At 48.1% G+C, this 16,192-nt stretch carries 7 protein-coding genes, 15 tRNA genes and 3 rRNA genes; 3 read left to right on the top strand and 22 right to left on the bottom strand.

Annotation, left to right across the window (positions count from 1 at the left end):
* Positions 1–8: 8 nt before the first annotated feature.
* Positions 9–938 (bottom strand): ribokinase, encoded by a 930-nt coding sequence (gene rbsK, locus NST25_RS04210; protein WP_340394357.1) that lies wholly within the window; start codon positions 936–938, stop codon positions 9–11.
* 256 nt (positions 939–1,194) lie between these two features.
* Here rbsK and glgP point away from each other — a divergent pair, with 256 nt between their 5' ends.
* Positions 1,195–2,811 (top strand): alpha-glucan family phosphorylase, encoded by a 1,617-nt coding sequence (glgP, locus tag NST25_RS04205; RefSeq protein WP_076219778.1) that lies wholly within the window; start codon positions 1,195–1,197, stop codon positions 2,809–2,811.
* A 262-nt stretch (positions 2,812–3,073) separates the two neighbouring features.
* A complete protein-coding gene (katA, locus tag NST25_RS04200; RefSeq protein ID WP_340393374.1) occupies positions 3,074–4,531 on the top strand; it encodes a catalase KatA in 1,458 nt (485 codons plus the stop codon).
* A 151-nt stretch (positions 4,532–4,682) separates the two neighbouring features.
* On the opposite strand, the gene NST25_RS04195 is transcribed toward katA, so the two are convergent.
* Positions 4,683–4,877 (bottom strand): sporulation protein Cse60, encoded by a 195-nt coding sequence (locus NST25_RS04195; RefSeq protein WP_036686883.1) that lies wholly within the window; start codon positions 4,875–4,877, stop codon positions 4,683–4,685.
* Between the two features lie 396 nt (positions 4,878–5,273).
* Between NST25_RS04195 and NST25_RS04190 the strand changes: the two genes are divergently transcribed.
* Positions 5,274–5,729 carry a GreA/GreB family elongation factor gene (locus NST25_RS04190; RefSeq protein ID WP_340393373.1) on the top strand — a complete coding sequence of 152 codons (456 nt, stop codon included), beginning with the start codon at positions 5,274–5,276 and terminating at the stop codon, positions 5,727–5,729.
* A 69-nt stretch (positions 5,730–5,798) separates the two neighbouring features.
* Here the strand turns inward: NST25_RS04190 and NST25_RS04185 are convergent, their stop codons facing one another.
* The 20 genes from NST25_RS04185 to NST25_RS04090 form a co-directional block, all read right to left on the bottom strand.
* Positions 5,799–6,263 (bottom strand): YdeI/OmpD-associated family protein, encoded by a 465-nt coding sequence (locus NST25_RS04185; protein WP_076279888.1) that lies wholly within the window; start codon positions 6,261–6,263, stop codon positions 5,799–5,801.
* Positions 6,264–6,364: 101 nt separating this feature from the next.
* Positions 6,365–6,435: transfer RNA gene (locus tag NST25_RS04180), tRNA-Gly, on the bottom strand.
* 12 nt (positions 6,436–6,447) lie between these two features.
* Positions 6,448–6,521 (bottom strand) — tRNA-Pro (locus NST25_RS04175).
* A gap of 32 nt (positions 6,522–6,553) precedes the next feature.
* Positions 6,554–6,630 (bottom strand) — tRNA-Arg (locus NST25_RS04170).
* A gap of 10 nt (positions 6,631–6,640) precedes the next feature.
* Positions 6,641–6,715, bottom strand: a tRNA-Gly gene (locus NST25_RS04165).
* A 7-nt stretch (positions 6,716–6,722) separates the two neighbouring features.
* A tRNA-Leu gene (locus NST25_RS04160) sits at positions 6,723–6,807 on the bottom strand.
* 15 nt (positions 6,808–6,822) lie between these two features.
* A tRNA-Lys gene (locus tag NST25_RS04155) sits at positions 6,823–6,898 on the bottom strand.
* Between the two features lie 7 nt (positions 6,899–6,905).
* Positions 6,906–6,980 (bottom strand) — tRNA-Gln (locus NST25_RS04150).
* A 16-nt stretch (positions 6,981–6,996) separates the two neighbouring features.
* A tRNA-Asp gene (locus NST25_RS04145) sits at positions 6,997–7,074 on the bottom strand.
* 25 nt (positions 7,075–7,099) lie between these two features.
* Positions 7,100–7,176, bottom strand: a tRNA-Met gene (locus tag NST25_RS04140).
* A gap of 71 nt (positions 7,177–7,247) precedes the next feature.
* Positions 7,248–7,324, bottom strand: a tRNA-Met gene (locus NST25_RS04135).
* A 15-nt stretch (positions 7,325–7,339) separates the two neighbouring features.
* A tRNA-Val gene (locus NST25_RS04130) sits at positions 7,340–7,415 on the bottom strand.
* A 6-nt stretch (positions 7,416–7,421) separates the two neighbouring features.
* Positions 7,422–7,493, bottom strand: a tRNA-Glu gene (locus NST25_RS04125).
* 16 nt (positions 7,494–7,509) lie between these two features.
* Positions 7,510–7,602: transfer RNA gene (locus NST25_RS04120), tRNA-Ser, on the bottom strand.
* A gap of 5 nt (positions 7,603–7,607) precedes the next feature.
* Positions 7,608–7,683, bottom strand: a tRNA-Asn gene (locus NST25_RS04115).
* 3 nt (positions 7,684–7,686) lie between these two features.
* Positions 7,687–7,763: transfer RNA gene (locus NST25_RS04110), tRNA-Ile, on the bottom strand.
* Between the two features lie 57 nt (positions 7,764–7,820).
* Positions 7,821–7,937, bottom strand: a 5S ribosomal RNA gene (gene rrf, locus NST25_RS04105).
* A 142-nt stretch (positions 7,938–8,079) separates the two neighbouring features.
* A 23S ribosomal RNA gene (locus NST25_RS04100) occupies positions 8,080–11,006 on the bottom strand.
* Between the two features lie 262 nt (positions 11,007–11,268).
* Positions 11,269–12,826, bottom strand: a 16S ribosomal RNA gene (locus NST25_RS04095).
* The 16S, 23S and 5S rRNA genes sit together here with 15 tRNA genes alongside, the layout of an rRNA operon.
* 601 nt (positions 12,827–13,427) lie before the next feature.
* Positions 13,428–16,175 (bottom strand): alpha-mannosidase, encoded by a 2,748-nt coding sequence (locus tag NST25_RS04090; protein ID WP_340011956.1) that lies wholly within the window; start codon positions 16,173–16,175, stop codon positions 13,428–13,430.
* Positions 16,176–16,192: the final 17 nt, after the last annotated feature.

The raw sequence follows: 16,192 nt of genomic DNA, 5'->3' as shown, positions 1-16,192 counted from the left end.
TGTCTATTCTACAGCGATTTAAGTTTTAGAAATTGCTCGACCTCGGACAACTGCGGCAATGAAGGGATCGCCCCTTCTTTCCCTACAGCCAATGCACCTACAGCATTAGCGAAGCTCACGGCTTCCTCCAAGGTCTTCCCTATGACCAGCTGCTGGGCTAATGCGCCATTAAATGAGTCACCGGCAGCAACTGTATCTACCGCCTTTACCGGGAAGCCTGGAACAGCCTTGGCACCTTCAGCATTCACAATCAGGGCACCTTTTGAACCCAAGGTTACAATTACGTTCTGTACTCCTTTTTGCAGCAAAATACGGGCTGCCTGCTCAGCAGTCTCTGCGCTATCCACAGTCATTCCGGACAAAATCCCGGCTTCCGTCTCATTAGGTGTCAGGTAAGATACCTGAGCCAGCATCTCATCCTTTAGCACTCTAGCTGGTGCAGGATTAAGGATGACCGGAATCCCCTTACGATGGGCAATCGCAATCGCCTGCTCACTCATCGCCAGATCCATTTCAAGCTGCAGCACAATGATCTTAGCCTGGCTAATCACAGCCTCCAATGCCTGAATATCCTCTACCGTAAGCTCAATATTCGCTCCAGGTACCACGATAATCCGATTTTCTCCATCTTCTTCAATAACGATTGAGGCGACTCCTGTTGCCTCATGTTCACTTACAGAAATATGCTCTATATGAATGCCTTCATTCCTGATAATCTCCAGCATTTCGCTACCAAAGGTATCTTTTCCAACTCTTCCGATCATACTAACCTCTGCACCCAGACGTGCTGCGGCAACGGCCTGATTTGCCCCTTTTCCGCCAGGAGATAGAGCAAAGGCTTGTCCAATCAGGGTTTCTCCTGCATTTGGTGACCGGTTTGTACGTACCACCATATCCATATTCAAGCTTCCAATCACAACTATATCCAACTTAGACACCACCATTAATTATTTCTTCAATCTCTTTATCTTAGGGGCTTCTGTCCACTTTATCAATCAATTCCGCTCAATTGGATTCAAAATGGTTGTTTTCACCAAATTGACGTTATGCTTTTATTCATCGAGTGTGCTAGAATAGTGGTGCAATCGCTTCCACAATGATTGCCTGTACTATTTTGAGCAAACGTTTGCACCTAAGATAATGCCCGCAGCTTCACTGCAATTTAATCTAATCCGTGATTAGGAGGCTTATCAAGTGAACGAACAAAAATTACCGTCAGTCGCTTATTTTAGTATGGAGTACGGGCTGCATTCCGATTTCAAAATGTATGCCGGAGGTCTGGGCATTCTTGCCGGAGACTACATCAAGGGTGCAAAAGATATCAACGCCCCTATCATCCCTATTGGGCTGAAGTGGAAACAAGGTTACACGGACCAAAAGATTGATGCCAATGGCAATCCGTACGACTCCTATCACAATTATGTTTATGAGTTTCTTGAAGATACAGGGGTTAAGGTAACTGTTAAAGTCCGAAAAACCGATGTGGTATGCAAAGTATGGAAAACTGATTATTTTGGCAACAGCACATTGTATTTACTGGATACGGATATTCCCGAGAATAATGATGCCTGGATCACAGGCCAATTGTACGGCTGGTTCGGCGAAGAACGGATCGCACAAGAGATCGTACTTGGGATTGGTGGAGTCAAAGCTATGCGTGCACTGCAAATCCCTATTGATGTCTATCACTTCAATGAGGGTCATGCGGCTCTAGCGGCTATCGAGCTAATCCGTGAAAAAATGTCCGGAGGCCATACCTTCGAAGAAGCGTGGAAAGCTACTCGCGAAGAAGTCGTATTCACTACCCACACACCAATCAAAGAAGGCAACGAAACCCATCCTCTCGACCGACTTGAGTATATGAGTGCGTTCAACGGCTTAACCCGTGACCAGATGGAGCGGATCGGCGGCGAGCCATTTAATATGACGGTTGCAGGTCTAAGACTATCACGTATTTCCAACGCAGTAGCCCAGCTACACGCCGATACGGCTAATAAAATGTGGAAGGAAGTAGCCGGAAGATCGGAAATTATAGGCATTACTAATGCCATCCATACTCCTACCTGGGTAGATGATAGAATGACGCAAGCCTACGAACAGGATGGAGACTTATGGGCAGTGCATAAAGAGATCAAGGGCGAACTGATCCAGTTCATCAAAGAACGTTCCGGCATTAGCTTAAATGCTGACAATTTACTCATCGGCTTCTCACGCAGAGCAGCTCCATATAAACGAAGCGACCTGATCTTCTCGCAGCCAGAAATTATCGAACCTTATCTGGAGTCTGGAAAGATACAAATTGTATTCTCCGGCAAAGCGCACCCACTCGATGATAACGGTAAAAAAATCGTCAGTAACCTAGTAGCGATGATGAAAAAGTATCCAAAGAGTGTTGTGTTCCTCGAGAATTACGATATGACGATTGGTGCCCAGCTGACGCGCGGTGCTGATATTTGGCTCAACAATCCACGCAGACCATTGGAAGCCAGCGGCACCTCCGGGATGAAAGCAGCTATGAACGGTGTATTGAACTGTTCTATTCTGGATGGCTGGTGGCCGGAAGCCTGCATCGATGGCGAGAATGGCTGGCAGATTGGAGACGGCTTCGAAACTACAGACTTTGAGGTTCTGGATAAGCATGATAGTGATGCACTGTACAACACCTTATTGAAACGTGTGCTCCCAACCTTTTACGAGAATCGTGAACAGTGGGTACAAATGATGAAAAAGAGTATCGAAACCACCCGTACGGAGTTTGCCACCAAAAGAATGTTAGATGAATATTACAACAGAATGTACATTAAAGCCTAAGTACAAGAACCGAATATCTTCTATATCAAAAAATGCAGCGCACCCCTTCAGTGATGGTAGGGATGCGCTGTTTCTTTTTTAATTCTGCTAAGCAATTAATCACTTTGTCTATCATATATATCTGAATGTGCCAACGCTGTATTGACGATTACCACATATTGTAATGAGTCAATTATTTAAAAAGTGTTGCAATTTCTCTAAAAAACATTAATATAGAACTTATACTAAATCTAAAATCAAATCTCATGAGGTGATTCTATTAATGAGCTCCAATAATAATAATCTTACAACCAGCTGGGGTGCTCCAGTAGGCGACAATCAGAATTCAATGACAGCCGGTGACCGCGGTCCCACTTTACTGCAAGATGTCCATTTGCTTGAGAAATTAGCCCACTTTAACAGAGAACGTGTTCCTGAACGTGTCGTTCATGCTAAAGGTGCTGGCGCTCACGGGTATTTTGAAGTTACAAAAGATCTAACCCAATACACAAAAGCTAACTTTTTGTCTGAAGTAGGCAAACGTACACCGTTGTTCATTCGTTTTTCTACTGTAGCTGGTGAATTAGGTTCTGCTGATACCGTACGCGACCCTCGTGGATTTGCCGTGAAGTTCTATACTGAAGAAGGAAACTATGATCTCGTAGGTAACAATACGCCTGTATTCTTCGTTCGTGATGCGATTAAATTCCCGGACTTTATTCATACACAGAAACGTGATCCACAGACACATCTGAAGAACCCGAATGCTGTATGGGACTTCTGGTCTTTATCGCCTGAATCTCTGCATCAGGTAACGATTTTGATGTCGGATCGCGGAATTCCAGCTACGCTGAGACATATGCATGGGTTCGGTAGCCACACCTTCAAGTGGGTAAATGCCGAGGGCAATGCAGTCTGGGTGAAATACCATTTCAAAACAGAACAAGGCATTAAGAATCTAGATACAGACCTTGCTGCCAAAATCGCTGGGGAAAACCCGGATTATCATACAGAGGACTTGTTTAATGCTATTGATAAAGGAGATTTCCCTGCTTGGAAGCTCTACGTGCAAATTATGCCAATCGAGGATGCGAAGACTTACCGTTTTGATCCATTTGATGTAACAAAGGTCTGGTCGCAAAAAGATTATCCGTTAATCGAGGTTGGCCGTATGGTATTGGATCGCAATCCGGAGAACTACTTCGCTGAAGTAGAACAAGTTACATTCTCCCCCGGCTCTTTCGTTCCTGGTATTGAAGCTTCGCCGGATAAATTGCTACAAGGCCGTCTGTTCGCTTATGGTGATGCACACCGCCACCGGGTTGGCCCTAACCATAACAGTTTACCTATCAACCGTCCAAAAGTAGAAGTGAAGAACTATCAACGTGATGGTGGTATGGCCTTGGGCAACAATGGCGGTTCCGGTGCCTATTACGAGCCTAACAGCTTAGGAGGACCTAAAGAATCACCGCAGCATAAAACATCGCCGTTCGAAGTCTCTGGTTATGCGGATAGTGTCTCCTACAATAGTGACGATCACTATACACAACCAGGTGACTTGTACCGTCTAATGTCTGAAGAAGAACGTACCCGTCTAGTTCAAAATATCGTTGGCGCTATGACTCCTGTTGAAAGTAACGATATCAAACGTCTCCAGATTGAGCATTTCTTTAAAGCTGATCCAGACTTGGGACAGCGTATCGCATCCGGTTTGGGTTTATCTGTACCAGACGGAATGTAAGATTGTAAATGCACTTATAAACTAAAGAGGACCTTTGCCCGTAGATGGGAAAGGTCCTCTTTTTGCTAATTAGCTGAAAACATAATAAATGATGACAATCACAACGCCCAGCGTGGAGACAATGGATAGACATGAAAAAAACGTGTTCCAGTTATTGCCTTTCATTTGTCTTATACACGACCAGTATAGTGGTTCTTTGGTGCTCTGCCCCATCACGTGATGATTTAACTACCGAACCGTAACAGATATTCACAATCTGTTCCTCCCGTAGTCCTGCCAGGAACTCATTAGCTTTATTCTCTGCATAAGAATTATCAGCATCTACAAACTCTTTAACTTGAATCATCCTGATCTCCTCCTTTAATAAATTAAGTAGTTATTTTATAGTTCTGGAATCTATATGTGAACTCAACGAAATGTACATGGCGTATCACTCCCCAGGTAACAATTAATGTAAAAATATCTTCAAAATACAGTATAGGCATTTCGCAGTTTTCTACGAAATGCCTATGCATCAGCCTATCATAGCACCCAAGTATGTAATAGTCAAAGGTTTTCATTACAATATTTAGAAGGTTTTAATTCCCCTTTTAAAATGGATTGGATTTACAAATAGAAGCTGGTATACTGATCAGAAGGTCTCCATTAGGGGACCTCTATTTGTATAGGAGGGATTTTAAGATGGCAACACACCATAACAGGTTTACAAGGAATGTGCTACTTAGAGGGGGTGAAATCTACTATGAACCATAGTCTTATCTATGAAGGCTCACGGACACAGCTGCTTCAGCAGCTTATCTATTTTGATGAGGAAAAAATCGCATTTCTAAATCAGTACTTTCCGGTACGGAGCAAGGATAGAAGCAACGCTGAAATTCTGTTATCCCGTTATTGCTCCGAGCTGGAACAATTACTAACTGAGTTCAATGGTGAAGATTTAAATTCACAGGTCTTTATCGGAAGTCAGCTGCAGCTTCGTTACTTGGACGATAATACTACAGATATCTATACCATCGTATTTCCTAACCAAGCAGAACCTAACGATAACAAGATTTCTATGTTGTCACCTATAGGCATGCAACTGCTGCTGGCTGAGCTCGGCAGTACTTGTCAGCTAGCGATTCCTTCAGGTCAACTAGAGGTGAAGATCGAAAGCATTAAGTTCGTGAATAATGGTGAAGTAGGCGTTCTTATATAAGGACGATCCCTTATATACCCACTACAGCAGCGTCCCTTTCCAGATATTAAGGAGGAGGACGCTGTTCTATTATTTAAGCCTCAAACCTTCTTCCAGCTTATTAACTGACTTCTGGATCCTTGCTGCTCTGGTTTCCGGTCTTTTCGCCCCTTCGATCCAGCTCACATATTCCTTCCGATAGGAATAAGCCAAGCTGTTATAATACACCTCTGCCTGCTCATTGCTGCTTAGTGCGTCCAGAAAATCTTCTGGAGCTTCTATCTCTCGCAATTGATGATCTTGTTCCATTGTCACCCGAACTATATCTCCAGGTTGAGCATGGGCTAAGTCTCGCAGTTCTTTTTTCACGACCATAAAATGTTTCCCATTACCATGCGGCATGAGTGTTCCTCTATAGGGAATGTCATTCAGGCTTCCTTTAACTTGTATCCTTGATTTAGTTTCATATATTTGTTCAGCGTCAAAAGGAACCGTAAGATATGTCCAACTCCCATTCGTATCTGGTCTGACTAACCTTGCTTCAAATTCAAACATTGGCCCCTCCTCAAATAAAATCTCTAGTTCCTATTGTATCCATACGTGCTTAACTATACAAAAAAACACCCGCCTAATACCGGCAAGTGTTTCTCTTTATAAGCGGGTGATGGGAATCGAACCCACGCTATCAGCTTGGAAGGCTGAAGTTCTACCATTGAACTACACCCGCAAAGGTATAAAATCGGGATGACACGATTTGAACATGCGACCCCCTGGTCCCAAACCAGGTGCTCTACCAAGCTGAGCTACATCCCGTTAACAATACTATAACTGCTTAGTAATAAAAATGGCGCGCCCTGAGAGATTCGAACTCCCGGCCTTTTGATTCGTAGTCAAACGCTCTATCCAGCTGAGCTAAGGGCGCAAAATCTATATGGAGCGGACGACGGGAATCGAACCCGCGACCCTCGCCTTGGCAAGGCGATGCTCTACCGCTGAGCCACGTCCGCAAAAACATGGTGCGCGTGAAGGGACTCGAACCCCCACGTCGTGAAACGCCAGATCCTAAGTCTGGTGCGTCTGCCAATTCCGCCACACGCGCACACTTTAAAGAAAATGGTGAGCCATGAAGGACTCGAACCTTCGACACCCTGATTAAAAGTCAGGTGCTCTACCAACTGAGCTAATGGCTCTCATAAATGGCTGGGGATATAGGATTTGAACCTATGCATGACGGAGTCAAAGTCCGTTGCCTTACCGCTTGGCTAATCCCCAATAATAATTAACTAAATGGCGGAACCGACGGGATTCGAACCCGCGATCTCCTGCGTGACAGGCAGGCATGTTAGGCCAACTACACCACGGTTCCATAGACATAATGCATAAGTGTAAATTGGTTGCGGGGGCAGGATTTGAACCTGCGGCCTTCGGGTTATGAGCCCGACGAGCTACCGGGCTGCTCCACCCCGCGTCATTAATTAGTATATACTATTCATTTTCACCATACCAGCTTATCCCTAAACATAATGTATAAGAGTAAATTGGTTGCGGGGGCAGGACTTGAACCTGCGACCTTCGGGTTATGAGCCCGACGAGCTACCGGGCTGCTCCACCCCGCGTCAGTGAAAATAATATGGTGGAGGCTGAGGGGATCGAACCCCCGACCCTCTGCTTGTAAGGCAGATGCTCTCCCAGCTGAGCTAAGCCTCCATGATATGACCCGTATGGGATTCGAACCCATGTTACCTCCGTGAAAGGGAGGTGTCTTAACCCCTTGACCAACGGGCCATGCTAATAATTTTTATGGCGGAGAGAGAGGGATTCGAACCCTCGAGACGCTTGTGGCGCCTACACGATTTCCAATCGTGCTCCTTCGGCCAAACTCGGACACCTCTCCATAAATGGCTCCCCGAACAGGACTCGAACCTGTGACAACTCGATTAACAGTCGAGTGCTCTACCAACTGAGCTATCAGGGAATATGGTGGGCCTTAGTGGACTCGAACCACCGACCTCACCCTTATCAGGGGTGCGCTCTAACCAGCTGAGCTAAAGGCCCTTCTAAGACATATTAATATTAAGGGCAAAAAAAATACCACGGGTAATGTGGTTGTCCGCTTGGCGGCGTCCTACTCTCCCAGGACCCTTCGGTCCAAGTACCATCGGCGCTGGAGGGCTTAACGGTCGTGTTCGGGATGGGTACGTGTGGAACCCCTCCGCTATCGCCACCAAACGGGCATTTACAGCGTAAATGCTCAGGCTTAATCGCCTGAAAACTGAATCCGAAACGAATTTGCGTTTGCCCTTCTTACGGGGCCCCCGGAAAGTATTCGGAATTAGCTTCGCAGCTTCTTCTTCACTTTTTGGGGTATTTTTAGGATAAGCCCTCGACCGATTAGTATTGGTCAGCTCCATGCATTACTGCACTTCCACCTCCAACCTATCTACCTCGTCGTCTTCAAGGGGTCTTACTAATTGGGAAATCTCATCTTGAGGGGGGCTTCACGCTTAGATGCTTTCAGCGCTTATCCCGTCCGTACGTAGCTACCCAGCCATGCTCCTGGCGGAACAACTGGTGCACCAGCGGTACGTCCATCCCGGTCCTCTCGTACTAAGGACAGCTCCTCTCAAATTTCCTGCGCCCACGACAGATAGGGACCGAACTGTCTCACGACGTTCTGAACCCAGCTCGCGTACCGCTTTAATGGGCGAACAGCCCAACCCTTGGGACCTACTTCAGCCCCAGGATGCGATGAGCCGACATCGAGGTGCCAAACCTCCCCGTCGATGTGGACTCTTGGGGGAGATAAGCCTGTTATCCCCAGGGTAGCTTTTATCCGTTGAGCGATGGCCCTTCCATGCGGTACCACCGGATCACTAAGTCCGACTTTCGTCCCTGCTCGACTTGTAGGTCTCGCAGTCAAGCTCCCTTATGCCTTTGCACTCTGCGAATGATTTCCAACCATTCTGAGGGAACCTTGGAACGCCTCCGTTACTCTTTAGGAGGCGACCGCCCCAGTCAAACTGCCCGCCTGACACGGTCCCCGTACCCGATAAGGGTACTAGGTTAGAACCTAGATACGATCAGGGTGGTATCCCAACGGCGCCTCCACCGAAGCTTGCGCTCCGATTTCTACGGCTCCCACCTATCCTGTACAGATCGTACCCAAATTCAATATCAAGCTGCAGTAAAGCTCCATGGGGTCTTTCCGTCTTGTCGCGGGTAACCTGCATCTTCACAGGTATTAAAATTTCACCGGATCTCTCGTTGAGACAGCGCCCAAGTCGTTACGCCATTCGTGCGGGTCAGAATTTACCTGACAAGGAATTTCGCTACCTTAGGACCGTTATAGTTACGGCCGCCGTTTACTGGGGCTTCGGTTCATAGCTTCGGGTTACCCCTAACCACTCCCCTTAACCTTCCAGCACCGGGCAGGCGTCAGCCCGTATACTTCGCCTTGCGGCTTCGCACAGACCTGTGTTTTTGCTAAACAGTCGCTTGGGCCTTTTCACTGCGGCCCCCTCGTGCTATTCACACTACCGGGGCACCCCTTCTCCCGAAGTTACGGGGTCATTTTGCCGAGTTCCTTAACGAGAGTTCTTCCGCGCGCCTTAGAATTCTCTTCTCGCCTACCTGTGTCGGTTTGCGGTACGGGCACCTTCTCCTGGCTAGAGGCTTTTCTTGGCAGTGTGAGATCATGACCTTCGCTACTATAATTTTCGCTCCCCATCACAGCCCAGCCTTATCGATGTGCGGATTTGCCTACACATCAGCCTCACTGCTTAGACGGACATCCATCAGTCCGCGTCACTACCCTCCTGCGTCACCCCATCGCTCATAGCGGATTACGGTGGTACAGTAATTTCAAACTGTTGTCCTTCGACTACGCCTTTCGGCCTCGCCTTAGGTCCCGACTTACCCTGAGCGGACGAGCCTTCCTCAGGAAACCTTGGGCTTTCGGCGGATCAGATTCTCACTGATCTTTTCGTTACTCATACCGGCATTCTCACTTGTGTAGTGTCCAGCGCTCTTTTCAGTACACCTTCAACCCCTACACAACGCTCCCCTACCCCAGATACATACGTATCTAGCCATAGCTTCGGTGGTGTGTTTAGCCCCGTTACATTTTCGGCGCAGAGTCACTCGACCAGTGAGCTATTACGCACTCTTTCAATGGTGGCTGCTTCTAAGCCAACATCCTGGTTGTCTGTGCAACTCCACATCCTTTCCCACTTAACACACACTTGGGGACCTTAGCTGATGGTCTGGGCTGTTTCCCTTTTGACAATGGATCTTAGCACTCACTGTCTGACTCCCGGCAATAAGTATATGGCATTCGGAGTTTGACTGAGCTTGGTAATCCTTGCGGACCCCGCACCCAATCAGTGCTCTACCTCCACTACTCTTATACCGAGGCTAGCCCTAAAGCTATTTCGGGGAGAACCAGCTATCTCCGAGTTCGATTGGAATTTCTCCGCTACCCCCACCTCATCCCCGCACTTTTCAACGTACGTGGGTTCGGGCCTCCAGTGCGTGTTACCGCACCTTCACCCTGGACAGGGGTAGATCACACGGTTTCGGGTCTACGTCCACATACTAATTCGCCCTATTCAGACTCGCTTTCGCTGCGGCTCCACCTTCTCGGCTTAACCTTGCATGTTAAACGTAACTCGCCGGTTCATTCTACAAAAGGCACGCCATCACCCATTAATAGGGCTCTGACTTTTTGTAAGCACACGGTTTCAGGTTCTATTTCACTCCCCTTCCGGGGTGCTTTTCACCTTTCCCTCACGGTACTGTTTCACTATCGGTCGCCAGGTAGTATTTAGCCTTAGCAGATGGTCCTGCTGGATTCATACGGGGTTTCACGTGCCCCGCACTACTCGGGATCCGTCTCGGAGAGAACACAGTTTAGGTTACAGGGCTTTTACCTCTATCGCGGGCCTTTCCAGACCTCTTCACCTACCATATTCCTTTGTAACTCCATGTGAGACGTCCCACAACCCCTAAGAGCAAGCTCTTAGGTTTAGGCTGTTCCGCGTTCGCTCGCCGCTACTGACGGAATCACTATTGTTTTCTCTTCCTCAGGGTACTTAGATGTTTCAGTTCCCCTGGTCTGCCTCTACATTTCCTATGTATTCAGAAATGAGTAACTGCGAATTACCACAGCTGGGTTTCCCCATTCGGACACCCCCGGATCAAAGCTTGCTTACAGCTCCCCGAGGCAGTTTCGTTGTTCGCCACGTCCTTCGTCGGCTCCTGGCGCCTAGGCATCCTCCGTGTGCTCTTATTAGCTTAACCTTGATTTTTCCGCAGGAAAATATCATACGATGACATTCTCTTTGGAATCATCTCACTAATAACATTTACTTGTTTGCACAAGTTGCTAAAAGATGTTCTAAAACGCAAATTCGTTTCGGTATCCAGTTTTCAAGGATCAAGTCTTACTTGAGAGCTTAAACTCTCAAAACTGAGCAACGAGTGAGTAACAGGCCTAAACCTGAGTTTTGGAAGCTGAGCTTCCGATTTGAATGTTCTCATTGCAGAGAACGATTCTCCATAGAAAGGAGGTGATCCAGCCGCACCTTCCGATACGGCTACCTTGTTACGACTTCACCCCAATCATCTACCCCACCTTCGGCGGCTGGCTCCCTTGCGGGTTACCCCACCGACTTCGGGTGTTGTAAACTCTCGTGGTGTGACGGGCGGTGTGTACAAGACCCGGGAACGTATTCACCGCGGCATGCTGATCCGCGATTACTAGCAATTCCGACTTCATGCAGGCGAGTTGCAGCCTGCAATCCGAACTGAGACCGGCTTTGATGGGATTGGCTCCACCTCGCGGCTTCGCTTCCCGTTGTACCGGCCATTGTAGTACGTGTGTAGCCCAGGTCATAAGGGGCATGATGATTTGACGTCATCCCCACCTTCCTCCGGTTTGTCACCGGCAGTCACTCTAGAGTGCCCAGCATTACCTGCTGGCAACTAAAGTTAAGGGTTGCGCTCGTTGCGGGACTTAACCCAACATCTCACGACACGAGCTGACGACAACCATGCACCACCTGTCTCCTCTGTCCCGAAGGCCGCTGCTATCTCTAGCAGATTCAGAGGGATGTCAAGACCTGGTAAGGTTCTTCGCGTTGCTTCGAATTAAACCACATACTCCACTGCTTGTGCGGGTCCCCGTCAATTCCTTTGAGTTTCAGTCTTGCGACCGTACTCCCCAGGCGGAGTGCTTACTGTGTTAACTTCGGCACCAAGGGTATCGAAACCCCTAACACCTAGCACTCATCGTTTACGGCGTGGACTACCAGGGTATCTAATCCTGTTTGCTCCCCACGCTTTCGCGCCTCAGCGTCAGTTACAGCCCAGAAAGTCGCCTTCGCCACTGGTGTTCCTCCACATATCTACGCATTTCACCGCTACACGTGGAATTCCACTTTCCTCTTCTGTACTCAAGCCACCCAGTTTCCAGTGCGACCTCAGGTTGAGCCCAAGGTTTAAACACCAGACTTAAATAGCCGCCTGCGCGCGCTTTACGCCCAATAATTCCGGACAACGCTTGCCCCCTACGTATTACCGCGGCTGCTGGCACGTAGTTAGCCGGGGCTTTCTTCTCAGGTACCGTCACTCCGGTAGCAGTTACTCTACCGGACGTTCTTCCCTGGCAACAGAGCTTTACGATCCGAAAACCTTCATCACTCACGCGGCGTTGCTCCGTCAGGCTTTCGCCCATTGCGGAAGATTCCCTACTGCTGCCTCCCGTAGGAGTCTGGGCCGTGTCTCAGTCCCAGTGTGGCCGTTCACCCTCTCAGGTCGGCTACGCATCGTCGCCTTGGTGGGCCGTTACCCCACCAACTAGCTAATGCGCCGCAGGCCCATCCCTCAGTGACAGATTGCTCCGTCTTTCATTCTTCTCTCAGGAGAAAAAAGAAATTATCCGGTATTAGCTACCGTTTCCGGTAGTTATCCCAGTCTGAAGGGCAGGTTGCCTACGTGTTACTCACCCGTCCGCCGCTAAGTTACTTTGAAAGCAAGCTTTCAAAGTAACTCCGCTCGACTTGCATGTATTAGGCACGCCGCCAGCGTTCGTCCTGAGCCAGGATCAAACTCTCCAATTAGTATTGAAAAGAGCGATATGCTCATTTTGAAACATCTGACGAGAAAATTAATTCTCTAATTTTGGATTTCACTTACGTGATTTCCTACTCACTCGTTGTTCAGTTTTCAAAGATCAAGTTCTCGTTGGCGCCGTTTAATGTCTCAGCAGCAACTCTTATACTATATCATGTTCGGCTATTTAATGTCAAGCTCTTTTTTCAACTTCTTTTTCGAGCTCGGCATGTGTACTTCTTGGCCGGACTTAGAATATATCATGTATGGAGATGCATTGCAAGCTTTATTTTTAAAAAACTAAACACATACTTCTCCGCAATTGTATCGCAACCGCATTCCCCTTTTCCGCGTCTATCTATTAACATCAGAGCCCCCTTCATACATAGGTATCAATTCCATTAATCAGAAACTGTATAACAGCTGGAACAATTGCGACTATAGCTTTTACCAAACTAAACAGCAAGCGATTCATGAATGGGAAACAAACAATTGGATCCAGTTGAGATTCCCCTCCCGCCAAGAGGCCATTCAAGATTGGCACAAGTCTTATAGAAGAAAGTAAATCAAAAGATGCCCTGGCAGGGAAGCGCCGGGGCATCTTTTTACCTAGAAGCTTAATTTCGCACCTACAGTTACAATCTCAGATGGTCCGACCTCTAAGTGGTGAACCGAAGACGTTGCTCCTTGTAAAGCAGGGTTAGGCTGCTCTAAGATATTACTTTTAAATAAATACTCTTGAGGACTGTTCACTTTCAGTTGCAATTGTGTCTGCTGAGCGGTCATATTGTACCAACGCAAAAACAAGTCGCCGGAAGCTCCGTTCATTTTCATGGATGAGAAGGCCATGTTATCTCCCTCCCAAACCAATGGGGTATATCCAGAGTTCAACTTCCCGCTATGCAGGCCGGTCTGACATACCGTCCAAGGAGTCTGGAATTGATAGGCCTCTGTAAATGTCCGTTGTTCACTTCCCTCACCAGAATGAGGAATCAGCTCCAGTAGTGCTGTGTATTCGCCCAGGCACTGAGCTTCCGGAGTTGGGAACCAGCCCCAATCCCCCAATTCCCCTACGCTGCGTAGCAAGGTGACGGCAATAGTATTGCGTCCATCCCGCAGAACCTCATATTCGTTCAATCCCTGGTTGGCTATCGTAAGTCCTACATTACCATTGCTGACATCGACAAAGGATTGCTGATGTTGAGTGTTGCTCGGATTTGCCCATTCTGGTGCCGGATTATTGTCCCGTGTAGCCACTTCAAACATAGAATCCACACGATGCACATCGGTAGACAGATCGGTCGGGAACAGCATTCGTATCCGGTGATCCTTGGCTTGGTTATTAATTGTGGATTCAATATGCACACCTTTGCCTTCCCGCTCCAGCGATACGACGGTACGAAGCTTCAAAACCACCGTATTTACACTCCGCTGCGCTTTACGCTCAGGATAATACACAAGTGCACGCTGTTCCGCCTCCAAGGTGTCATCCGCCGAAGCCGGAATCTCCCAGTCTATTCGGATCTCAATGGCCGCACGGAAGGGAGAGTCTTCAATCACCTTAATGACTGCAGGCTGGCCTTTGGTCGTCAGCGCTTGTTCACCTTCTGGCTGCTTGTACATGTATTCATTGCCTACGTCTCCGGTATTCTCGTAAATCCCCAACTCACGATAAGTGGTACCGCTATGCTTATCCAATAACGTAAATGAACCATCCTCAGCAACAACTACCTTGAGAGTTGCATTCTCCAAGCTGCGCTCTCCTTCTATTAAAGAGCTTCCCTGAGCGGATTCCGTAGTTGATTGTACCCAAGCGTAAGTACAGAGCCCAAGCGCAGGCACATTGCGTGCTTCAAAAGTAAGTCTCACTTTGCGGCACATATACGGCTGGCGGAATTGGTCATCAGGCAGATCGTAACCAAAGCTTAAACCCAGGTCTTCCACTGTAGACGCTAATTCCTCCCCTGTGTGATCGACGAGAATCCGGCCGGACAAATCAACAGCCAGCATTCTGCGGGCGGTCTCGTCCAAAGGATAACCCTCGCGCAGATATAACCGTTCAGCATCCAGCTCTATAGTTACCGTTCCCGTACGCTTCCACCCCGTGGTATTCATCACTATAAAAGGAACTGCATCTTCCCCGTATGCGGAAAAGCCAGAAGTCTCCACTTGATCTGCGATAAACTTAGCACTGTCATCTATGATGCTCTCAGCAACATGCCGGCTTTTATCAAAACGAGTTACCATCTCACGATGCACTTCATCCACACTACAACCACAGATACTGTCATGCGGATGGTTCTGCATCAGCGTCTTCCAGGCATAGGTGAATAGATGGTGCGGGTAGTCCTGTCCGGACAGGCGGGCGATGGAGGCCAGCGGCTCGGCTACTTTTTCCAAAAGAGTCTGGCCCAGCTGGTTCATCTGCTTCAAATAAACCCGGGCTGAGGCTGTGTTCACTAAGGTGCCCCATCCGTCAGTACGCTGGCTGCGCAGTTCCCCTGTAACGGTGGAGAGCTCCCGCTGACCCGAGGATAATTGCTGATCCAAGGCTTGCAGATAGTCCGGGAAGTTTGAATGCACGAACTTCACTTCAGGGTATAGCTTTTCGGCGGTGCGGATAGCTTCCGGCAAATCCAATTGCAGAGGCTGGTGGTCGCACCCGTTCATGAACAATAACTCCCCCGTTGAAGCATACTTCTCTGCATCCGCAAGCTTACGGTCCCAGAATTCCCGAGCCGCACCTTCCTCAACAGGAACTTCATTGCCGTTAGAATACCAGTTGGCAAATAGGATACCGAGAATTTTGGATCCATCCGGCCCTTCCCAGATCAGCTCGGAGAAAGAGGACTCATAACCTGCATCCGATACAGTGTTGTTAAATCCCGTAGGCTTCACCCCGCGTCCAAAAAAAGCATTCGTAATCCCTGACTGCAACATCAGCTGCGGAGTCTGTCCGACCAATCCAAACGTATCAGGAAAATAGCCGATTTTGGAAGGCTCGCCGTATTTCTCGGCATCCTGATGGCCGATCTGCATATTCCGCACATTTGCCTCGCCGCTCGTCAGGAACGCATCCTGCAAAATGTACCAAGGTCCAATCAAGATTCGCCCATCCCGGATATACTTCTCCAGCTTCTCTTTGTTCTCTGGCCGAACCTGAAGATAATCCTCCAGAATAATGGTTTGCCCATCGAGGTAAAAACTGCGGAAGGCGGAATCTCCGTCCAGCTTCGCAAGCAGTGCATCCACCAGCTGAACCAGACGGACGTGGTGTTTCTCATAGGGCAAATACCATTCACGGTCCCAGTGAGTATGGGACACGATATGGGCTGTTTTGGTTGTTGTGTGGGTCATCTGTGTGTACACCTCAG

This window comes from Paenibacillus sp. FSL E2-0190 (assembly GCF_037992965.1).
GTDB lineage: Bacteria > Bacillota > Bacilli > Paenibacillales > Paenibacillaceae > Paenibacillus_AQ > Paenibacillus_AQ odorifer.
This window is presented reverse-complemented; position numbering and strand designations above follow the sequence as displayed.